This window comes from Companilactobacillus sp. FL22-1, assembly GCF_043951805.1.
Lineage (GTDB): Bacteria > Bacillota > Bacilli > Lactobacillales > Lactobacillaceae > Companilactobacillus.
Genome location: NZ_JBINJY010000002.1, coordinates 37,910 through 56,363, shown reverse-complemented (window position 1 = coordinate 56,363; position 18,454 = coordinate 37,910). Strand labels below are relative to the sequence as shown.

Genomic DNA, 18,454 nt, shown 5'->3' with positions numbered 1-18,454 from the left:
ACGTAATTTGGGGTTATCCAAATTACGTTTTAAAAAATTAAGCTAAAGCTTTCTTAGCTGTATCTACTAAACTTGTGAATGCCTTTGGATCTTCAATAGCGATTTGAGCCAACATCTTACGGTTGATGTCAACGTTAGCTAACTTCAAGCCATGCATCAATTTGCTGTAGCTGATTTCGTTCATTCTTGCAGCTGCATTAATTCTAGCAATCCAGATCTTACGGAAATCGCGCTTAACTTGGCGACGATCACGGAATGCATAACGGTATGAAACCATGATTTGTGTATGTGCTGCTTTAAAAGTGATATGTTTTGAACCACGATATCCCTTAGCTAATTTTAAAACTTTCTTACGACGTTTGCGAGTTACTGTTCCACCTTTTACACGTGGCATAATGACTCCTCCTTTTGATTAAAAAAAATAATTGAATTAGTATGTAGCTAACATTTGTTTGATACGTTTCATATCACTTGAGCTGACCATACCTGGCTTAGCCAATTGGCGACGTTGTTTCTTTGTCTTACCGTGGAAACGGTGACTTGTATAAGCGTGCATTCTCTTCCAACCACCATTAGCAGTCTTCTTAAATCTCTTTGCTGATGCGCGGTGTGTCTTTTGTTTAGGCATTGAAAATCCCTCCACTATTTCTTCTTTTTGTTATCTTTTGCATTAATTGGATCAAGCATTAAGAACATACTACGACCGTCCATTTTAGGCTTAGTAGTTACCGTAGCAACATCCTTAGTCTGTTCAGCAACACGGTCTAGGACTTCCTTACCTATCTCTTTATGAGTGATAGCTCTACCCTTAAAGCGAAGAGAAACTTTGACCTTATCACCTTTAGCCAAGAACTTGCGAGCATTATTAAGCTTAGTATTAAAGTCGTTTTCTTCAATAGTAGGACTCAATCGTACTTCCTTAAGGCTAACTGTTTTTTGTTTTTTACGAGCTTCACGATCTTTCTTTTGAAGATCAAACTTATATTTACCATAGTCCATGATTCTGGCAACAGGTGGTTTAGCACCCGGTGACATTAGAACTAAGTCCATATTAGCTGCTTCAGCTAAACGTTGTGCTTCAGCTTTTGGCTTAACACCAACTTGATCACCATTTTCAGAAATTAATCGCACTTCTTTAGCACGTATTTGATCATTTATTAACAAATCTCTTGCTATGAGTAGTCACCTCCGGAGTAATTTAACCCACAAAAAAAGTGGGCTGCACAAGCCTGCCCACTATAATTATCTACGTAATCGTATTAACCTAGAGGCAATTGCATAGGTGAGAAGCGGGCGCTTCTGCTTAATCTCAACAGTTATTAACTATATCAAGAAAGTACTAGACTGTCAATACCTCTTGATAACTTTAATTTAATAACTGTCAAAACAATCAGTAGGTATAATTTAGCACCATTTTAGTCAATTGCCAAGAATTTAGACTTCAGAATATTTGATTAAGCTGTCAACTGCACTTAAGACAGCCTGAGAATTACTTGATTGTGGTTGCCAATTTAAAATGTCTTTGGCTTTTTGATTAGATACGTTTCGATTTACCCTTAACATTAATTGACCTTCTCTGGCCGTCTTATTAAAAGGTGCCGCTAAATTGATGATCCAATTTGGTAACCGTCTAGACGAAACCTTGTCTGATAATTGTGGTCTAGTTTGACGAATTAAATCGCCCATTTCTTGCATAGAGATCTGTCCATCTGCTGATGCGATAAACCTTTGGCCAGTGGCAGCGGGCGTTTCCATAGCTTTAATTTGCATACTGGCAACATCGCGGACATCAACCACATTTAACGGTAAATCCGGTAACCAAGTGTTCTTGCCGCTTAACAAATTTTTCAAAAGATTAAAACTACCTGATACGTGGGAATCGAGTGATGGTCCAAAAATGGCTACGGGATTAACAGTCACTAATTCCAGTTTAACTTTAGGATCCAACACATAATTCCAAGCCGCTTTTTCAGCTAAAAGTTTCGATTTCTCATAAATCGATAACCCAGCTTGATTTTCATCAGTCCAATCTTTTTCAGTTGTCACTCCACTAAATTTGCTGAAACCGACCCCACCAAAATTGGCCGTCATTACAACCCGCTTTACATCATTATCATTGGCCGCTTTAAGCACCCGGATAATTCCATTTAAGGCTGGACTGATAGCTTGAGACTCATTTTCAATTTTGCCAAAGAAAACTGGTGAGGCAACGCTGAAGACTCCTTCACGGTCCCGCATGGCTTCATTCCAATTCTCATCACTTGATAAGTCAGCTTTGACAAATGATAAATTATTAATATTTTTAACTCCATTATTTTCCAAAACTTCAATGATTCTTTGACGTCCTGAATCCTTACGAATTGTGGTTTTAACGTCATATCCTTGATTCAATAGTTGCATAATGATTTGTAATCCTAAAAAACCAGTTCCACCAGTTACTAATACCTTCTTCATAACTATACCTCTTGAATTATTCTTAAATATCATTTATCGTGATCATAAACCTTAAACCATGGTTTAAAGCAATAGGAAAAGGAAATTATTTTATGGAAAAAACATATTCAATTAAAGAAGTCGCTCAATACTTTGGTTTAGCGACCTCTACGATTCGTTATTATGATAAGCAAGGCCTTTTACCCTTTGTATCCAAAAATAATGCTGGTTATCGGGTTTTTTCGGAATCTGACTTTGGCTTTATTAAAACCATCTGTTGTCTAAAAAACACCGGCATGCCCATAAAAGATATCAAACAATATATTCAACTTTGTATGCAAGGTACTAGTTCCATTGATCAGCGCAGGAAAATGTTAAAACAACATAAGCAAAATGTTGAAGCTCAACAACAAGTTTTAAAGGATAACCTGCGAGAAATCGATACAAAAATTGAGCGTTATTCTGACCATAACGCCCAAAATATCATCAGTGCCCAAATTAAATTCGTTAAGCACGAAAAAAGAGATCTCAATTTAAGAGATCCCTTCATATGATAGAAGATATTTATAAAATAGCTGAAAGATGATCGGCGATAAATTGTCTTTGCAGACGCTTCCCCTCAACACTCTTGAGTGGAACGTCTTTTTTTATTTGTTGATAAATAGCTTCGATCTCCTGGGGAACTTTTTGATGCTGTGTTTGGTAACATTTGACCAAACCATGCGACAATTTTGCCACGACTTCAAAATAAACTTTATCATCGTTGTTGCCCATCAAGGATCTTGCACAATCACCAATCAATTCTTTTAGCTCCAAATTCTGCTTGATTGCCTGGTTCTTATAAGCTAAGCCCAGACTTTGAATCAAGTTATTGCTTTTTGCATCCATGATTATCATGCCTTCTTTGAGTACACATTCAATCATCCCTATTATAGACGCTTCCAAGCTTTTTGGTCAAAAATCTTCTTGATCAGCCGATACCCCCATCTGCCTTAACTGGTTTGAAGAAATGATCAATGATGTTAGAAACTCGACTCAAGTCAACGTTGCCTCCAGATACCATTGCGACAATCTTTTTGTTCTTCAACCAACGTTGGTCGATCTTGCGCGATTCCAAAGCTGCTACTGGCAATGCTCCTGCCCCTTCGGCTACCACTTTGGTTCTTTGCAACAAGTCTTTCATGGCTTGAGCAATCTCCGATTCATTGACCAAGACGATCTCATCGACTAACTGACTAACGATTGGGAAAGTAATATCTCCAGGAACTGCAACATCCGTACCATCAGCTAAAGTAAAGTCATCGTGATGTTTGGTAATGTGACCGGCTTCAACAGAAGCATACATTCCGTGAACGTTCTCTGATTGAACTCCAACGATATGAATATTAGGATTAAATGATTTCAAAGCGATGGCGATTCCCGAAATCAGTCCGCCGCCACCAACAGGTACGATCACGGTATCCACATCCCAAATATCATCCAGAATCTCCAAACCAATCGTTCCTTGACCAGCGATAACATATTTATCGTTGAAAGGATCGACAATTGTCTTGCCTTCCTTTTGAGCCCGCAGCTTCATCCATTCGTGAGCGTCGTCAAAAGTTGCCCCATGAATATCAACTTCTGCGCCATATCCACGAGTAGCATCACGTTTAGCTTGAGGTGCTTCATTGGGCATAACTACAGTGGTGTCGATTCCCAATAGATGTCCTGTCAAGGCTACTCCTTGGGCGTGATTACCTGCTGAAGCGGTGATAACGCCACGTTGACGTTCTTCTGGAGTTAAGTGATTAATTTTGTTGTTAGCACCTCTAAATTTGAATGAACCTGTCAGTTGCATATTTTCTAATTTCAGAAAAACATCCCCGCCAACGACATTTCTACTCAAAAACATTGATTGTACTAGTGGCGTTTTCCGAGCATATTTACCGACGATACTTTTAGCCTCTTCGATATCTTGGATATTGACAATGCTATCGATACTACTTTTAATCATTATTAATACCTCCCCGCCTTAGTAAATCTTAAGAGATCTACTTAACTTTTAAATCTGTAAATGGCAATTCCAATGAATCAGCAAGACCTTGATTGGTTATCTGTCCTTGATAAAGATTGACTCCAGAGGCCAATGCGTCGTCAGTTCTAATCGCTTCATCAATGCCTTTTGCCGCAATTTCCAAAAGATAACTGATATTGCCCTTTGCTAAAGCCATCGTTGCTGTCCGAGGAACTGCACCAGGTTGATTTGGAACTGCATAGTGAATAATTCCGTCTTTTACAAAGATTGGATCATCAATCGTAGTTGGATGATCGATTGTTTCCACGGTTCCGCCTTGATCGATTGCGACATCAACGATCACACTACCTGGTCTCATCGACTTAACCATATATTCCTTGACCAACTTAGGTGGTCTCGATCCTGGAATCAAAATCGTAGAAATAAAGATATCGGCATCTTTAATCTCACGAGCCAAGTTTTCTTCATTTGACTTCACAGCTCTGAACTTTTGACCGGCAAATTTATCTTCCAAGAATTTGAGACGGTTATCTTTTAATTCAATAATAACTACTGAAGCTCCCATTCCTAAAGCCAGTTCAGCAGCATTGACGGCAGCATTACCACCACCAAAAATAACTACTCGGCCAGCATCGATACCCAGAATTCCCGGTAGTAAGATTCCTTCTCCTTGATGTTGAGCTTCCAAATAGTAAGCTCCCATGATAACGGAACGACGGCCCGCAATCGCACTCATTGGTGCTAGTAATTCCAATTTGCCGTCTTTAACAATCGTCTCGCCACCAATGGCCGTTGTTTTGGCCTTCATCATCGCTTCAACAGTTGGTTTCGAAGAAGCTAAGTGCTGAAAGCCCCAAATGATTTGTCCTGGTTTAAAATATTGATACTCTTCAGCATCTGGCTCTTTGACTTTAATGATCAATTCAGCCTTCCAGCCATCTTGATGACTAACCAATTTACCGCCAGCAGCAACATACTCTTCATTTGTAAAGCCAGCACCGACTCCAGCGTCTTTTTCAACGAGGACTTCATTACCAGCATCTACCATCTTACGGACATTCTCTGGAGTTGCTGCGACACGTCCTTCTCCTTCTTTTTGTTCCTTAATTACAGCAATTTGCATTTTTAAGCACTCCTTTGTGAAGACTATAACTATCTGATTACAGCTAAATGGTAACGCTTACATATATGCTTGACAAGCGACTTAAGCCTTTCACAATCTTCAATAATTTGTAGAACCAGACCTGGCAAGCGACTTCATTGAAAAAGTTTTTTTAATTTCACAATTATCATTTTTCAAAAATAATCAGATCTCAAATATTGTTATATGATATTTAAACATCTGTTCATCAAGTGTGAACAAAGCTGATATATCAATCTTCTCAAACTAAAAATCTTTATATCTTTTCACAGGTGCTTTTCTTAGTTTAGTTTTATTTTGATTTTTGATACTTTTTATAAGAATAATTTGATTCAAAAAAATCCCAGTGAAGCGACCTTTTTCGTCAAGTGATTTTATAAGAAAATATACATCATTGATATATTTGACATAATAGACTAACAGGAATAGATTTAATGTGAAAGTATAAACAAAGTGAAGGGGGGGACTTTAATGCAACTTACATATTCTCATGTTCTACAACAAGGAAAAAGGATTGTGGATGTGCTGCAATATGTACATTGTTAAAATCACAAGGATTTAAAGTAAATACTTCAAAGTTTAATAGTTTATATTATGATGGTTTTGTTGGAATTAACGTTAAACGAATGTGTGAAATTCTAAAAGGTTTTAATATTAATACCACTTTGTTTAAAGTTAATAGTTTTAGCCAAAAAAGCAATTTATCAGTTTTAGGATTTCCATGTATTGCCTTATTGAAAAATAATGATGGATCAAATCATTATGTGCAGAGATGGAATGGACGTATTATCACCTTCATTTTTGATAAAAATTTGCTTAAATGGAATATCTAAGAATAATGGTGAATATCAACTGGGATTGATTGAAAATGTTATAAAGCTTTTTATTAAAATAGGACAATTCAAATCCGCTGATCGATATATTACGATGTTGCATGACGAATATCCAGAATGTATGGATGATATTTATTTCACGTATTTAATAAAAATTCAAAAAATAAAGATTCAAGTAAGGAATACTTTAGTAGAAATTCTACAGAATCGAAAGAAAACGGAAAACACTACAACCCAATTTAGTTTGATAAATGATAAAGGTTTGCATATTGATGCATTAATAGAAAATTTGCTGTTTATGAATGAGAAATACATGTCCGCATGCAAATTTGATAAATACCTAAATAAATATAACTACCCAAACTATTTTGATTCAAGTGCTTCTCAGTTTATGAATTATATTAATATGAAATTAAAGGATGATGGTAATAATGACTAGAAAATTTGGTAGAAAAATTAACTACATTCCGTTGTTAATATCACTAGTTATTGGAGTATGTATTGGCATGGTTTGTTATTTGATTTCAAGAGATCTTTTGATAGGATTTATCTTTGGGCTATTAAGTATTATAATTACTTCCAGTATTATCTCTTTGAATATCCAAAAGTATTTTGACTACTGGGAGATTTCCAAGAATGGTATTCAATATTGCGATTACAATAGTCTAAAAAAAAGAATACTGGCCATATTTTTCCCTGATTTCATTAAAACTATTTCAATTAATATTAATGATATAAGTTCAATTTCTCTTGAAGTCAATAAAGGTCTTTCTGATCCAAAAGGAATAGGCCCTGATGGTGCTATAGCTGCGAGTTATTATGTTGTTGGATCAGCACTGAATGAATTTACTGACAAGTACTTTTTCGATATTATTCTTACTAATGGTCAAAGGATTTATCTATCGGCATTTGATGATATCTATGATATCGATAAAACAATCTCGGATATTACCAATATTAGTGGAAGAAAAATAAGTATAAAGAATAACATGCATCTTTGATGATGTTTTTAATGAAGTACTCTAAATTCGTATAGACTTATTGCTTAGAGGCATCATTCAAATTCCTTTCATTGTGAAGCTGTAGAGGGTAGAACATCTAAAGGACAGAGTGATGTCTTTTTTGATGTTCTAAAATAACTATATTAATAAATGGTATACAAAAATAGAGTTGATGGCAAAGTGCCTATCAACTCTATTTATCGTACAGCCTTTAATGATCAATTCACTGGGAATCTTTGTTAATTTACTCTTTGTTTACTTATCTGTAACATCTTTACGACTGTAGTTAGCAATGTCTGCAACAACACTGTCAACGAACATCTTAGCGTTTTCTGATTCAGAATCATCTTCACCATATTTTCTAACAGAAACTGTGGCGTCTTTAGCTTCTTCATCACCGACAACGACTGTGTATGGAATCTTCATTGTTTGTGAGTCACGGATCTTATAACCCATCTTTTCATCACGGTCATCGACTTCGGCACGGATATTCTTAGCACGTAATCTAGCAAGAATGTCATTAGCATATTCTGCATGCAATTCTTGGTTAACAGGAATGATACGTACTTGTGTTGGAGCTAACCATGTTGGGAAAGCACCCTTGTACATTTCAATTAGGTAAGCGATAAATCTTTCCATTGTTGAAACGATACCACGGTGAATCATAACTGGTCTGTGATCTTGACCATCGGCACCAACATATGTTAATTGGAACTTCTCTGGTTGCATAAAGTCTAATTGGATAGTTGACAATGTTTCGTCATTTCCAAGAGCAGTCTTTGTTTGAACATCAAGCTTTGGACCATAGAATGCAGCTTCACCTTCGGCTTCGTAGTACTTGAGACCTAGATCATCCATCGCAGCTTTCAACATTGATTGTGATTCGTTCCACATTTCATCGTCATCGAAATACTTTTCAGTATTAGCTGGGTCACGATAACTGAGACGGAATGAGTAATCGGTAATATCGAAGTCTTTATAAACTTCAACCATCAATTGCAAAGTACGCTTGAATTCTTCTTGGATTTGGTCAAGTGCAACGAAAGTGTGACCATCGTTTAGAGTCATTTCACGAACACGTTGTAGTCCACTTAATGCACCTGATTTTTCATATCTGTGCATCATACCAAGTTCAGCGATACGTAGAGGTAGGTCTCTGTATGAACGGTTGTGATGTTTGTAAATTTGAATATGTGAAGGACAATTCATTGGACGCAGTTCAAGCATTTCGCCGTCACCCATGTCCATTGGTGGGAACATGTCTTCACGGTAGTGTGCCCAGTGACCTGAAGTCTTATAGGCATTCAAGTTCATCAAGATTGGTGTGTAAACGTGTTGATAACCCCAAGCAACTTCCTTATCGATGATATATCTTTCGATCACACGACGAATTGTTGCACCATTTGGCATCCAATATGGAAGACCTGCACCAACTTCAGGATCAACGAAGAACAAGTCAAGGTCACGGCCAATTGTTCTGTGATCACGTTCTTTGATTTCTGCACGGCGCTTCAAGTCAGCTTTTAGGCCGTCTTCTTTGTAGAAGGCTGTACCATAAATTCTTTGAAGCATTGGGTTACTTGACTTACCTTGCCAGTAAGCACCAGCAACAGAAAGCAATTCGAAGTGTTTAAGGTCTTTAAGACTTGGAAGAACTGCGTCAAAACCAAAATCAACAAAACCATCAAGTGTATAAACGGGAATTTGAACTGAGTCGATAGCTGAAACAAGTGATGACTTGTAAGGATCATCCTTGAACATTGCTTCAAGATCTTTCTTATCCATCATTGATCTTTCGATCTTGTCGTTGTTTTTGATGATCTTGTTCATCAAAGCAGTGATTTCTTTCAGTTCATCAACGCTGATTTGACCTGACTTGCTGTCAGTATCAACATAGAAACCATCGTCGTTAGCTTGCTTTTCACCAAAGTGAAGGTCAGCTTTGAAGTTTTTAGCAGCAGCTGCAAAGATTAAAGCAGCAGTATTTCTAAGAACCTTTTGAGCATCCTTTTCATCTTCACCTGTGATAATTTCGATCTTACCATCTTGTTTAATTGGACGTTCAAGATCAACTAGAGCATCGTTAAGTTTACCAGCAACAGCTTTTTTACCGAGTGATGTGCTAATTGATTTAGCAACTTCCAAGGTAGTTGTGCCTTCGTCAAACTCCTTAACTGAATCATCTGGGAATGTTAATTTGATTTTTGACATAGACTATTTCCTCCTAAAATTTGATAACAAAAAAATACGTCCCTGAAGTATATCCATATTCTCAAATATGTACATACTTCAGGGACGTATTTCTACGCGGTTCCACCCACATTAAAACTGTAAAACAAATAAACAGTTTTCACTCAAATGGTTATAAAGTAACCGTCAAATATACAGTTTTATGTGAAAGTGGTAGCTTCAGTAATGGGTAAGCTTTCAGTAATCGTACCCTCCCTGAATAGAACCGAAGTGTTATCTTTCATTGGTTTCATTGAAACATTTATTTCTTTAGATTGCAAGTCATTTAGAAAATCTTCTGTTACTTCCATCAACAATGACTTCTCTGGATAAGTATCTGACCCGCTCCATGATCCGCTTAGCCTTAACGGGCTCTTCTTCTCCCCGTTGATTAATGGCCAAATGTTTTTCTAATTCCTGCATTGAAAAGTTGGATGAAAAGAAGGTTGGCAAATTCTCTTGCATCCGATATTGCAAGATCACACCCAAAACTTCATCGCGAATCCAACTAGACATCGAATCAGCTCCGATATCGTCGAGCATCAAGATTTCAGCGCCCTTAATCTGATTGACTTTATCCAAAACACTATTGGAACCGATTGAGTTTTTCATTTCAACCGCAAAAGTGGGAAAATGCATCATGGTCGTATGAACATCGTCTTTGAACAATTCATTAGCAATAGCCCCTAATAAATAAGTCTTTCCAACGCCAAAGTCACCCGCCAAGTATAACCCTGGCACGAAATTCTTTTGGTGCAAATATTGGTCGATAAAGTCCAAAGCTTTGGCCAGTGCTTCTTGGCGGCCGTCGCCATCGTAATCGTCCAATTTGGCATTGCGGATATCGGCAGGCATATCCATTAAAACAAACCCAGTTTCATACTGCGAGCGCTTCTTTTGATTGACGGTTTTTTCGTTAGGATAATAAGCCACTTCGATATTGTGATTATTGACGATCAGCTTAGGATAATAACCTTTGGACAATTCGCTGCTGTGATTCTTGTGATTATAAAATTCGTAGATACTAGCAGCACTAGTAGAAATCGCATCAGGATTGATCTGATCACTATTTTGCTTCAAAAATTCTTGGACGTCAGGATCCTTTAAGGCACCATTAAGCAAGCGACGATAGTCTTCCGTCAAATTCTTTGAATTCATATATTCTGCCAATCTGTTACCTAAATTTTCCATACTTAGTTGTCCTTATTTCTTAATTTTTTCAAACGTTCTTGGAGATCATCACGATTAACATTACTTGTCTTATTCGGTAATTTTGGCTTAACCTTGCTCCAGTCAGTTGCCTGTTCCACCCGGCGATTATTGTTGTTATTATACCGTCGCTTAGGATTTCGAGGTCGATTTTGGAAGTCGCTGATTCGTTGCAATGCCTGTTCAGGTGTCTTAACGCCATTTTGACTCCAATCATTAGCCACCGTTTCCATTAGGGGCAAACTTAAAGCTGGTGAATTTTGCAAAATATAGTAAACCAAGATATTCAAAACTGGAGCCGACAAGAATGCTTTCATCGACATATTACGTAAAGCTCTTGACTCAACACTACCGACGAACCCGCCATTTTTTTGCTTTTGGGCCGTTAAGAAGTCTGCCGGAACCATTGACTTGGCTTGTTGAAGTATCAATTGATCAGCTTGATTGAACTTAGTGACACTTTTATCTGCGGTCGATTCTTGAGCTTCAGTCTGAGCTTTAACTTTGATATTAGCATTTTTCTCAAAGAGATCTTGCACATGTTTTTTCAGACGTACTGGATCGATCTTTTCATTCACAATATCAGTCGTTGCATTGATTGCGCTAATGATCTGCATCTCGTCCAGCCCATAAAAAGACCGGAGACTCAAGATCAACTCTTGATTTTCTAGCAAATTGTCTTTACTGATCTTGGCCGACTGAGCGATACGATCACCAATCAATTCCCAATCTAACGGTTGAACCTTTTCGGCTGAAATTGCTGGTTTATTGGCCTTAGAAGTAACTTGAAAATTGTCACGCGCCGACTGTACTTCACTCGGAGTATTGATCAAGTCATTGTCGCTTAACTGAAATACTTCTAAAAAGTCCTTCGTGATCTCTTGAGAATTCTTCAAAATGAGATCTGACTGAGCATATTTATCGGCCAATAAATGATACTTTTTATCGCCAACTTGTTCGTACAAAAAGATACTCAACAAGTCATCTTTGAAAAAATGATTGGGAGTTAAAGGTTCAAATAACTGGTAAATATAATAAGTCCCTAGGTCATCCTTTTTTTCAAAAGTTCTGATCAATCCTAAAGCTTCATCTTTGATTCGAGCCTCATAAAAACGTTTTTGATCGATTCCCAAAAGACTGAATAATTCAGCATGCGACTTGCGTTGGGTAACCAATTCCTTATTCGGCAATTTTTCCCACAACAATAAATAGAGACTAAAGGCTTCAGTTCCTAAAATCGGTAAATATAAATCCGTCAAAACGTGACGATCGTCATCATTGAGATGGCCATTAGGCAAACACCAATAGCCAACTAGTGGTGTAAACTTTTCTGATTGAAAATTACTTGTTGACACTGGCATCCCTCTTATTTCTTGTCAATTTTATTTCCATTAGCCATCATCTCTTGAACTTCTTGCATGAAACTATTCATGTCTTTAAATTCACGGTAGACGCTGGCAAAACGAATGTAAGTTACATCGTCGACTTTAGCTAAAATCTTCATAACGTGTTCACCAATTACTTGTGAACGAACTTCACTCTCACCATTGGCTCTGATTTCATTTTCAACTTTGTCAACGATAGAATTCATTTGATCCATTGTTACTGGACGTTTTTCGGCTGCCCGAACGATTCCATGCAATAACTTCTCACGGCTGAATTCCTCACGGTTGCCGTTCTTTTTAATCACTAATAAAGGTGATTTTTCCAACCTTTCAAAGGTGGTAATTCTCGTACCGCAATATTCACATTCACGGCGACGACGAATAGCACGCCCTTCATCACTGGGGCGACTGTCGATAACTTTTGATGAATCATGATGGCAATGTGGACAAATCAAGATTCTAACCTCTTTTCTCAATTAAAGTTGCGATATTAACTTTTCGATTTCATTTTCAAGATGTGCTAAGTCAAAAGAATTATCAATCACAAAATCAGCTCGACTGCGTTTCTCATCCATCGACATTTGTGAATTGATTCGTTCTAAGGCGACTTTTTTAGTTAAATTATTTCGGGTCATTAACCGTTGCAACTGTACTTCTGGTCTTTCGTAAAGACTAATTATACCGTCAAAGTAGGTTTGATAACCACCCTCAAACAACAATTGAATTTCAAAAATAGAAATTGTCGAGCTGTTTGACCGTTTGACTGCCGCAATAGTCTTTAATATCTTCTCTTTGATCAATGGACGAGTAATCTGGTTCAATTTCTTTAGTTCTTGATGATCACTAAAAACAATTGCTCCCAATTTGGCACGATCCAAAGTCCCATCGGATTTGAGAACTTCGGTCCCAAATTGAGCTGTAATCTGCTGTAAACCGATTGATCCTGGTACGACTACCTCTCGTGCCACTGAATCAGCGTCAAAGACTTGAAAACCATGTTGGCGAAACATTGCTAAAACGGTTGACTTACCACTGGCAATTCCCCCGGTTAATCCATATATTTTACTCATTTGACGATCTGACATTTAGGACAAAAATGCGTCCCACGACCTCCAACTTTAATCTTTTCAATCTCTGTTTTGCAACGGGGACAAGGTGTTCCCTCTTTACCGTAGACTTTAAGACTATTCTGCATATTACCTTTGTGACCAGTCGCATCGATATACGAACGAACTGTTGAACCTCCGTTAGCAATAGCTGATTCCATCTCTTGATTTGAAGCAACAATAATAGCCTTGATATCCTCATCATTGAGGTGATTGGCTGGCGTTTGAGGATGAATCTTAACTTGCCACAATACCTCATCGACATAAATATTGCCCAAGCCACTCAAGCCTGACTGATCCAACAAGACCGTCTTAATATCTTTTCTATGACGCATAATTCTTGGCTTAAGTTTTTCAAAGGTAAAGTCAGGCGACAATGGCTCTGGTCCTAGCTTCATGATTGACTTGTTGGTCGACAATTCAGCCGTGGGCCACAGTTGCATGCGACCGAATTTACGCACGTCATTATAAATCATTTTTTCGCCATTATCCAAGCTGAAAATTGCATGAGAATGCTTATCAATCGCACTGGGATCAGCTGAAATACGGTAACGTCCTTCCATTCGTAAGTGACTGATTATCGTATAGCCATTATCTAAATGAATCAATAAAAACTTTGCTCGCCGACCAACATCAGTAATCGTTGCCCCAGTCACAAATTCACTAAACTGTTTGACATCACCCGTGATCAGATTTTGATAACGGATCTCTACATGAGTGATTTTTCGTCCTTTAACTTGAGAATTCAAACCACGTCTAACTGTCTCTACTTCCGGCATTTCTGGCATATTATCGACCTACTTTGCTTCGTACCAAGTATTGCCATGGGCTGTTTCAACTTTCAAAGGAACATCTAGTTTGACCGCTGAGTCCATCACACTTGGAACTAATTTTTCTAACGTTGCAATTTCAGATTTTGGTGCTTCAAAAATCATTTCATCGTGTACTTGTAATAACAAATTAGCTTGGAGCTGTTCTTTTTCTAACATCTTTTGCATATTGATCATGGCAACTTTGATAATATCGGCGGCACTACCTTGAATTGGCGTGTTCATTGCCGTTCTCTGGGCAAAATTTCTGATATTGAAGTTGCTGGAATGAATGTCAGGCAAATAACGACGACGATGCATGATCGTTTCCACGTAACCATTCTCACGCGCATATTTAACAATGTCGTCCATGTACTTCTTAACACCAGGATATTGTTCAAAATAAGATTCAATGAAAGCTGCCGCCTGTTTACGACTGATTCCAATATTTTGTGACAAACCATAATCACTGATACCGTAGACGATACCAAAGTTAGTAGCTTTAGCTTGGCGACGCATATCAGGGGTCACCTCATCAGTACTGTTCAAACCAAAGATCCGCATGGCAGTATGCGCATGGATATCATAATCTTCACGGAAGGCTTCTTGCATGTTCTCATCGCCCGAGATATGTGCCAAAACTCGCAACTCAACTTGTGAATAATCGGCAGAAAAGATCTCCCAGTCATCGTGTTGAGGTACGAAAGCTTTACGGATCTGCTTACCTTCATCGATGCGAATTGGAATATTTTGTAAGTTAGGATCGATTGAAGACAGCCGTCCAGTTTGGGTCAAAGTTTGTAAATAAATCGTATGGATCTTGTTGTCAGGTTGGACAAACTTCTGTAAACCAACAACGTAGGTTGATTGAATCTTCGAAATTTGACGATAATCTAAGACCATCTGGACGACTGGTGACTTATCCTTTAACTTCTCTAGGACATCCACTGAAGTTGAGTAGCCAGTCTTAGTCTTTTTGATTACTGGTAATTTCAAATCTTCAAACAAGACCACACCTAATTGTTTAGGTGAATTGATATTAAATTCTTTGCCGGCAGCTTGATAAATTTTTTGTTCAATTTCACTCAAACGGGTCGCAAACGTATTCTCCATCTCTTTAAGACGAGAAACCTCCACGGTAATCCCTTTGATCTCCATATTGGCTAAAACAATAGACAGTGGCAATTCAATCTCGTCATACAAGCTATCCTGGTCATTATCCTTTAGTTCTTTTAACATTTTGTCTTTCAAACTTCTAATAACCTGAGCCTTTTGGGCTAAGAAATTCAATAAGACTTCCGTATCTTCGGGAACCGCCTTTTTGACACCTTTACCGTAAAATTCTTCTTCAGAAGGTAAACTGACATTGTAATTCTTGGCAACTAACCCGATATCTTGCTTGTTGTCGTTAGTATCTAGCAAGTAGGCGACTAACAACATATCAAAGCTTACCCCTTCCAGTTGGCAGCCATAACGGTGCAATAACGCAATCGTTGCTTTATTATCGAACAAGTACTTCTCTTTGGTAGAATCAGCTAGCCAAGACTTCAAATCAGCATTTTCAAGAATCGAAATATCATTTGTTCCATAACAATTCTTACCATCAGAGACAACTAAACCAACGATGGGAGCCAAGTGATAATTTTCGCCAAAGCCTTCAACAATCAACGTCTGTGGTTGAGTATTATTGGCAATTTTCTTTGCTGCTGCAGCATCCAGTGGCAAAACTTTAATATCAGCTAAATCTTCTGCAGTATTCTCTTGAGGAATATCCATCCGATTTAAAAAGGTCTTAAAATTCATCTTTTGATAAAACTGGATCAGTTGTTCCTGATTGTCGCCATGATATTCTAAATCAGCTAAAGTTAAGTCCACTGGAGCGTCTAAATTAATTGTGGCCAACTTCTTACTTAAAAGCGCTTGGTCATGGTCATTAATTAAATGCTCTTTTAACTTGCTCTGCTTCATATCGTCGATATGCTCATAAATTCCCTCAATACTGCCGTACTGATTGAGCAATTTGATGGCTGTTTTTTCACCGACTTTTTCAACCCCAGGATAGTGGTCAGAACTATCGCCCATTAAGCCTTTCATATCGATGATCTGCTTAGGCGTAAGACCGAGTTTTTCTTGAACATGTTCTGGAGTATAAGCTTCCGTCTCAGTTACCCCTTTAACATTAACTTTGACAGTGATTTTATCAGTTGTTAACTGAGTCAGATCTCGATCGCCAGTGATAACCGTCACGTCGAAGCCATCCAATTGGGCCTGATGCGACATCGTCCCAATGATGTCATCAGCTTCATAATTAGGCAATTCGTAAGTCTTAATACCGCGATAATTCAACATTTCTTGAATCAACGGCAATTGTTCCATTAACTCTTGGGGCGTCTTAGCACGAGTACCTTTATAATCTTTAAACATTTCCGTTCTAAAAGTAGTCTTTCCAGCATCAAAAGCAACTAGAGCGTGCGTGGGCTGCTCCTCTTTTAGAACGATCTCTAACATATTATTGAACGCATAGAGTGCATTCGTATGGATACCCTCGCCATTGACAAATTTATCCAAAACGTTATGCATGGCGAAGAAGGCCCGAAACGACACACTATTTCCATCTATTAAAAGCAACTTTTTATTTTTTGACATATATTCTCCAATAAAAACGAAATTAACTAAATCTATTTTAACAAATCCCTACCACTTGTAACAGCTTCGTCAAGACGAAAAAGGTCCAGATTCCTTTAGAACCAAGACCTTTAAGTTAATTATTCGTTTTTTCATATTTATAGTGGATATAAACAACTGAACTCAATATCATCAATGATAAAACAGTCAAAACAATAAAGTCAATTTTTGTACCTAGAATAGTATTAACTACTGCATTGTGGGTTCCGCTCGTTAGTGCAACTGCTGAAATAACCACTGACAAAACATTGGTTCCTAACGACCCAGCATATTGTTGCATCATACTGTACAAAGAATTTTGATCGGCCTTTTTTGCACCTTGAACTTGCATACTGCCATCTGACAAGGAGACACCAAAGCCCATACTAAAACCGATTCGAACTAAAATATAAATCCAAATGATTCCCGCCATCGTTAAATCGGCACTGAAAAGCCAGAAACAAATGGAGCCTAAACTTACCAACAATCCACTGATCAAAAGTGGTCGATAAGCTCCGTTTTTGTCATACATCCAGCCAGCAATTGGCCCAACTGCCGCCCCAAGTAATGAACCTGGCAACAACATTAAACCGGCTTGAGCAGAATTTAATTTCAAAACGGTTTGTGCAAAAATCGGTAAGACAAATGACAATCCAATATTGATGAATTGCAAGCTAAAATAACCGAACAATCGAATTCGTAAGACAGGTATCTTTAGAATTGAAAAATCGATCAATTGGCGTTGGCTCTTGCGATTATACCAACCAAACAACAAACCGATCACCAAACTGATGACTATCCATTGCAAGAATTGACGAGAATTCCAACCATATCTTCCTGCTTGGTCAAACGTGAATAGGATAATTGAAAAGATTGCCGCTAAGAAAATGACGCTCAAATAGTCAAAAGAGATTCCTTTGGTTCCACTATTAGTCCCCTGAATCGTCAGGACACCGATCACAAACAATAAAACGATCAATGGCAAGACGCCAACGAAGATCTCCCGCCACGACCATAAGCCGTTGACGACACCACCATAAGTTGGCCCTAAAGCTGGTGCTAAAGAGATCACGATTCCCGCTAAGCCAGTATAAACGCCTAATTTTGAGACCGGAATCTCTTCAAAAATCAAACTGAACATTAAGGGCGTTGATAAACCAGTCGCAACCGCCTGCAATAATCTGCCACTCATTAAAATACTGAAATTGGGCGCGAACATGCAGATCAAAGAACCGATGAAACAGCACAAGGTCGCAAAGATAAAGATTTTTAACGGTGGAAACTTTTTCAAAATATAAGCCGTAGTACTCATCACGATCGTCGTCAACAATAAATAGCCCGTCGTCAACCACTGAACGGTACTCAAACTGACATGCAAGACTTTTACCAAGGTTGGAAAAGTAACATTCATGGACGTTTCGATCAAAATACCAGTAAATGACAACAATCCTACTGCTAAAATCGATAATTTAACTCGAGTCGAAATTGCATCTTTCAAAGCTTTAACCTCTCTTCGTGAAAAAAGGCCATGACAATCTGCTTTGTCATAGCCTAACTCTTACTTATTACTTTACTATTTTCACGATTTTAATTCTAGAAAAAAATACCTTTTGCTGCCAATTGGCTA

General features: G+C 38.0%; 20 protein-coding genes and 1 other annotated feature. Of the genes, 4 read left to right on the top strand and 16 right to left on the bottom strand.

The genetic code is table 11. From position 1 onward, the window contains the following. Positions 1–37 precede the first annotated feature (37 nt). From rplT to ACG72T_RS01725, 4 genes are all read right to left on the bottom strand, one after another. Positions 38–394: a 50S ribosomal protein L20 gene (gene rplT / locus ACG72T_RS01740; protein ID WP_057892750.1), complete on the bottom strand. Its 357-nt coding sequence runs from the start codon at positions 392–394 to the stop codon at positions 38–40. A gap of 36 nt (positions 395–430) precedes the next feature. Continuing rightward, positions 431–628, bottom strand: coding sequence for a 50S ribosomal protein L35 (gene rpmI / locus ACG72T_RS01735; RefSeq protein ID WP_025084493.1), 198 nt, complete (start codon positions 626–628; stop codon positions 431–433). A gap of 14 nt (positions 629–642) precedes the next feature. After that, positions 643–1,176: a translation initiation factor IF-3 gene (gene infC, locus ACG72T_RS01730; protein ID WP_395264471.1), complete on the bottom strand. Its 534-nt coding sequence runs from the start codon at positions 1,174–1,176 to the stop codon at positions 643–645. A gap of 24 nt (positions 1,177–1,200) precedes the next feature. Continuing rightward, positions 1,201–1,311: a sequence feature (ribosomal protein L20 leader region), on the bottom strand. A gap of 123 nt (positions 1,312–1,434) precedes the next feature. After that, positions 1,435–2,454: an NAD-dependent epimerase/dehydratase family protein gene (locus ACG72T_RS01725; RefSeq protein ID WP_395264220.1), complete on the bottom strand. Its 1,020-nt coding sequence runs from the start codon at positions 2,452–2,454 to the stop codon at positions 1,435–1,437. A gap of 92 nt (positions 2,455–2,546) precedes the next feature. Here ACG72T_RS01725 and ACG72T_RS01720 point away from each other — a divergent pair, with 92 nt between their 5' ends. Beyond that, positions 2,547–2,987, top strand: a complete 441-nt coding sequence (locus tag ACG72T_RS01720; RefSeq protein WP_395264219.1) for a MerR family transcriptional regulator — start codon at positions 2,547–2,549, stop codon at positions 2,985–2,987. Positions 2,988–2,997: 10 nt separating this feature from the next. Here the strand turns inward: ACG72T_RS01720 and ACG72T_RS01715 are convergent, their stop codons facing one another. The 3 genes from ACG72T_RS01715 to ACG72T_RS01705 all read right to left on the bottom strand — a co-directional run bounded on the left by ACG72T_RS01715 (position 2,998) and on the right by ACG72T_RS01705 (position 5,573). After that, on the bottom strand, positions 2,998–3,321 hold the full coding sequence (locus tag ACG72T_RS01715) for a hypothetical protein (protein WP_395264218.1): 324 nt from the start codon (positions 3,319–3,321) through the stop codon (positions 2,998–3,000). A gap of 82 nt (positions 3,322–3,403) precedes the next feature. Continuing rightward, positions 3,404–4,429: a bifunctional threonine ammonia-lyase/L-serine ammonia-lyase TdcB gene (gene tdcB / locus ACG72T_RS01710; RefSeq protein WP_395264217.1), complete on the bottom strand. Its 1,026-nt coding sequence runs from the start codon at positions 4,427–4,429 to the stop codon at positions 3,404–3,406. Positions 4,430–4,466: 37 nt separating this feature from the next. Further along, a complete protein-coding gene (locus tag ACG72T_RS01705; RefSeq protein WP_395264216.1) occupies positions 4,467–5,573 on the bottom strand; it encodes an alanine dehydrogenase in 1,107 nt (368 codons plus the stop codon). Positions 5,574–6,073: 500 nt separating this feature from the next. On the opposite strand from ACG72T_RS01705, the gene ACG72T_RS01700 reads away from it, so the two are divergent. From ACG72T_RS01700 to ACG72T_RS01690, 3 genes are read left to right on the top strand one after another with little or no spacing between them, the layout of a single operon-like run. Continuing rightward, positions 6,074–6,424: a cysteine peptidase family C39 domain-containing protein gene (locus ACG72T_RS01700; protein ID WP_395264469.1), complete on the top strand. Its 351-nt coding sequence runs from the start codon at positions 6,074–6,076 to the stop codon at positions 6,422–6,424. Continuing rightward, a complete protein-coding gene (locus tag ACG72T_RS01695; protein ID WP_395264215.1) occupies positions 6,393–6,863 on the top strand; it encodes a hypothetical protein in 471 nt (156 codons plus the stop codon). Before ACG72T_RS01700 ends, ACG72T_RS01695 begins: the two co-directional genes overlap by 32 nt. Then, positions 6,856–7,425 carry a hypothetical protein gene (locus ACG72T_RS01690; RefSeq protein ID WP_395264214.1) on the top strand — a complete coding sequence of 190 codons (570 nt, stop codon included), beginning with the start codon at positions 6,856–6,858 and terminating at the stop codon, positions 7,423–7,425. The genes ACG72T_RS01695 and ACG72T_RS01690 overlap by 8 nt, the downstream gene beginning before the upstream one ends. 255 nt (positions 7,426–7,680) lie before the next feature. Here ACG72T_RS01690 and thrS read toward each other — a convergent pair whose 3' ends face one another. The 9 genes from thrS to ACG72T_RS01645 all read right to left on the bottom strand — a co-directional run bounded on the left by thrS (position 7,681) and on the right by ACG72T_RS01645 (position 18,325). Then, positions 7,681–9,636, bottom strand: a complete 1,956-nt coding sequence (gene thrS / locus ACG72T_RS01685; protein WP_395264213.1) for a threonine--tRNA ligase — start codon at positions 9,634–9,636, stop codon at positions 7,681–7,683. 179 nt (positions 9,637–9,815) lie between these two features. Further along, positions 9,816–9,965, bottom strand: coding sequence for a hypothetical protein (locus tag ACG72T_RS01680; protein WP_395264212.1), 150 nt, complete (start codon positions 9,963–9,965; stop codon positions 9,816–9,818). After that, the gene (dnaI, locus tag ACG72T_RS01675) at positions 9,937–10,845 is read right to left on the bottom strand and encodes a primosomal protein DnaI (protein WP_395264211.1); all 909 of its coding nucleotides are present in this window, start codon (positions 10,843–10,845) and stop codon (positions 9,937–9,939) included. Before dnaI ends, ACG72T_RS01680 begins: the two co-directional genes overlap by 29 nt. A gap of 2 nt (positions 10,846–10,847) precedes the next feature. Next, positions 10,848–12,218: a DnaD domain protein gene (locus tag ACG72T_RS01670; protein WP_395264210.1), complete on the bottom strand. Its 1,371-nt coding sequence runs from the start codon at positions 12,216–12,218 to the stop codon at positions 10,848–10,850. Between the two features lie 11 nt (positions 12,219–12,229). Beyond that, complete coding sequence (gene nrdR / locus ACG72T_RS01665; protein ID WP_395264209.1) at positions 12,230–12,703, bottom strand: transcriptional regulator NrdR; 474 nt, start codon at positions 12,701–12,703, stop codon at positions 12,230–12,232. A gap of 21 nt (positions 12,704–12,724) precedes the next feature. After that, positions 12,725–13,333 carry a dephospho-CoA kinase gene (gene coaE, locus ACG72T_RS01660; RefSeq protein ID WP_395264208.1) on the bottom strand — a complete coding sequence of 203 codons (609 nt, stop codon included), beginning with the start codon at positions 13,331–13,333 and terminating at the stop codon, positions 12,725–12,727. Then, a complete protein-coding gene (mutM, locus tag ACG72T_RS01655) occupies positions 13,315–14,142 on the bottom strand; it encodes a DNA-formamidopyrimidine glycosylase (protein WP_395264207.1) in 828 nt (275 codons plus the stop codon). Before mutM ends, coaE begins: the two co-directional genes overlap by 19 nt. A gap of 9 nt (positions 14,143–14,151) precedes the next feature. After that, a complete protein-coding gene (polA, locus tag ACG72T_RS01650) occupies positions 14,152–16,809 on the bottom strand; it encodes a DNA polymerase I (protein WP_395264206.1) in 2,658 nt (885 codons plus the stop codon). Positions 16,810–16,924: 115 nt separating this feature from the next. After that, positions 16,925–18,325 carry an MFS transporter gene (locus ACG72T_RS01645; protein WP_395264205.1) on the bottom strand — a complete coding sequence of 467 codons (1,401 nt, stop codon included), beginning with the start codon at positions 18,323–18,325 and terminating at the stop codon, positions 16,925–16,927. Positions 18,326–18,454 lie beyond the last annotated feature (129 nt).

Bases quoted from the DNA above. Each gene is read 5' to 3' on its own strand.
- coaE (WP_395264208.1), bottom strand. From the start codon at position 13,333: ATGTCAGATCGTCAAATGAGTAAAATATATGGATTAACCGGGGGAATT.
- ACG72T_RS01680 (WP_395264212.1), bottom strand. From the start codon at position 9,965: ATGGAAGTAACAGAAGATTTTCTAAATGACTTGCAATCTAAAGAAATA.
- polA (WP_395264206.1), bottom strand. From the start codon at position 16,809: ATGTCAAAAAATAAAAAGTTGCTTTTAATAGATGGAAATAGTGTGTCG.
- mutM (WP_395264207.1), bottom strand. From the start codon at position 14,142: ATGCCAGAAATGCCGGAAGTAGAGACAGTTAGACGTGGTTTGAATTCT.
- tdcB (WP_395264217.1), bottom strand. From the start codon at position 4,429: ATGATTAAAAGTAGTATCGATAGCATTGTCAATATCCAAGATATCGAA.
- rplT (WP_057892750.1), bottom strand. From the start codon at position 394: ATGCCACGTGTAAAAGGTGGAACAGTAACTCGCAAACGTCGTAAGAAA.
- ACG72T_RS01715 (WP_395264218.1), bottom strand. From the start codon at position 3,321: ATGGATGCAAAAAGCAATAACTTGATTCAAAGTCTGGGCTTAGCTTAT.
- dnaI (WP_395264211.1), bottom strand. From the start codon at position 10,845: ATGGAAAATTTAGGTAACAGATTGGCAGAATATATGAATTCAAAGAAT.
- ACG72T_RS01690 (WP_395264214.1), top strand. From the start codon at position 6,856: ATGACTAGAAAATTTGGTAGAAAAATTAACTACATTCCGTTGTTAATA.
- ACG72T_RS01720 (WP_395264219.1), top strand. From the start codon at position 2,547: ATGGAAAAAACATATTCAATTAAAGAAGTCGCTCAATACTTTGGTTTA.
- ACG72T_RS01725 (WP_395264220.1), bottom strand. From the start codon at position 2,454: ATGAAGAAGGTATTAGTAACTGGTGGAACTGGTTTTTTAGGATTACAA.
- ACG72T_RS01705 (WP_395264216.1), bottom strand. From the start codon at position 5,573: ATGCAAATTGCTGTAATTAAGGAACAAAAAGAAGGAGAAGGACGTGTC.
- thrS (WP_395264213.1), bottom strand. From the start codon at position 9,636: ATGTCAAAAATCAAATTAACATTCCCAGATGATTCAGTTAAGGAGTTT.
- rpmI (WP_025084493.1), bottom strand. From the start codon at position 628: ATGCCTAAACAAAAGACACACCGCGCATCAGCAAAGAGATTTAAGAAG.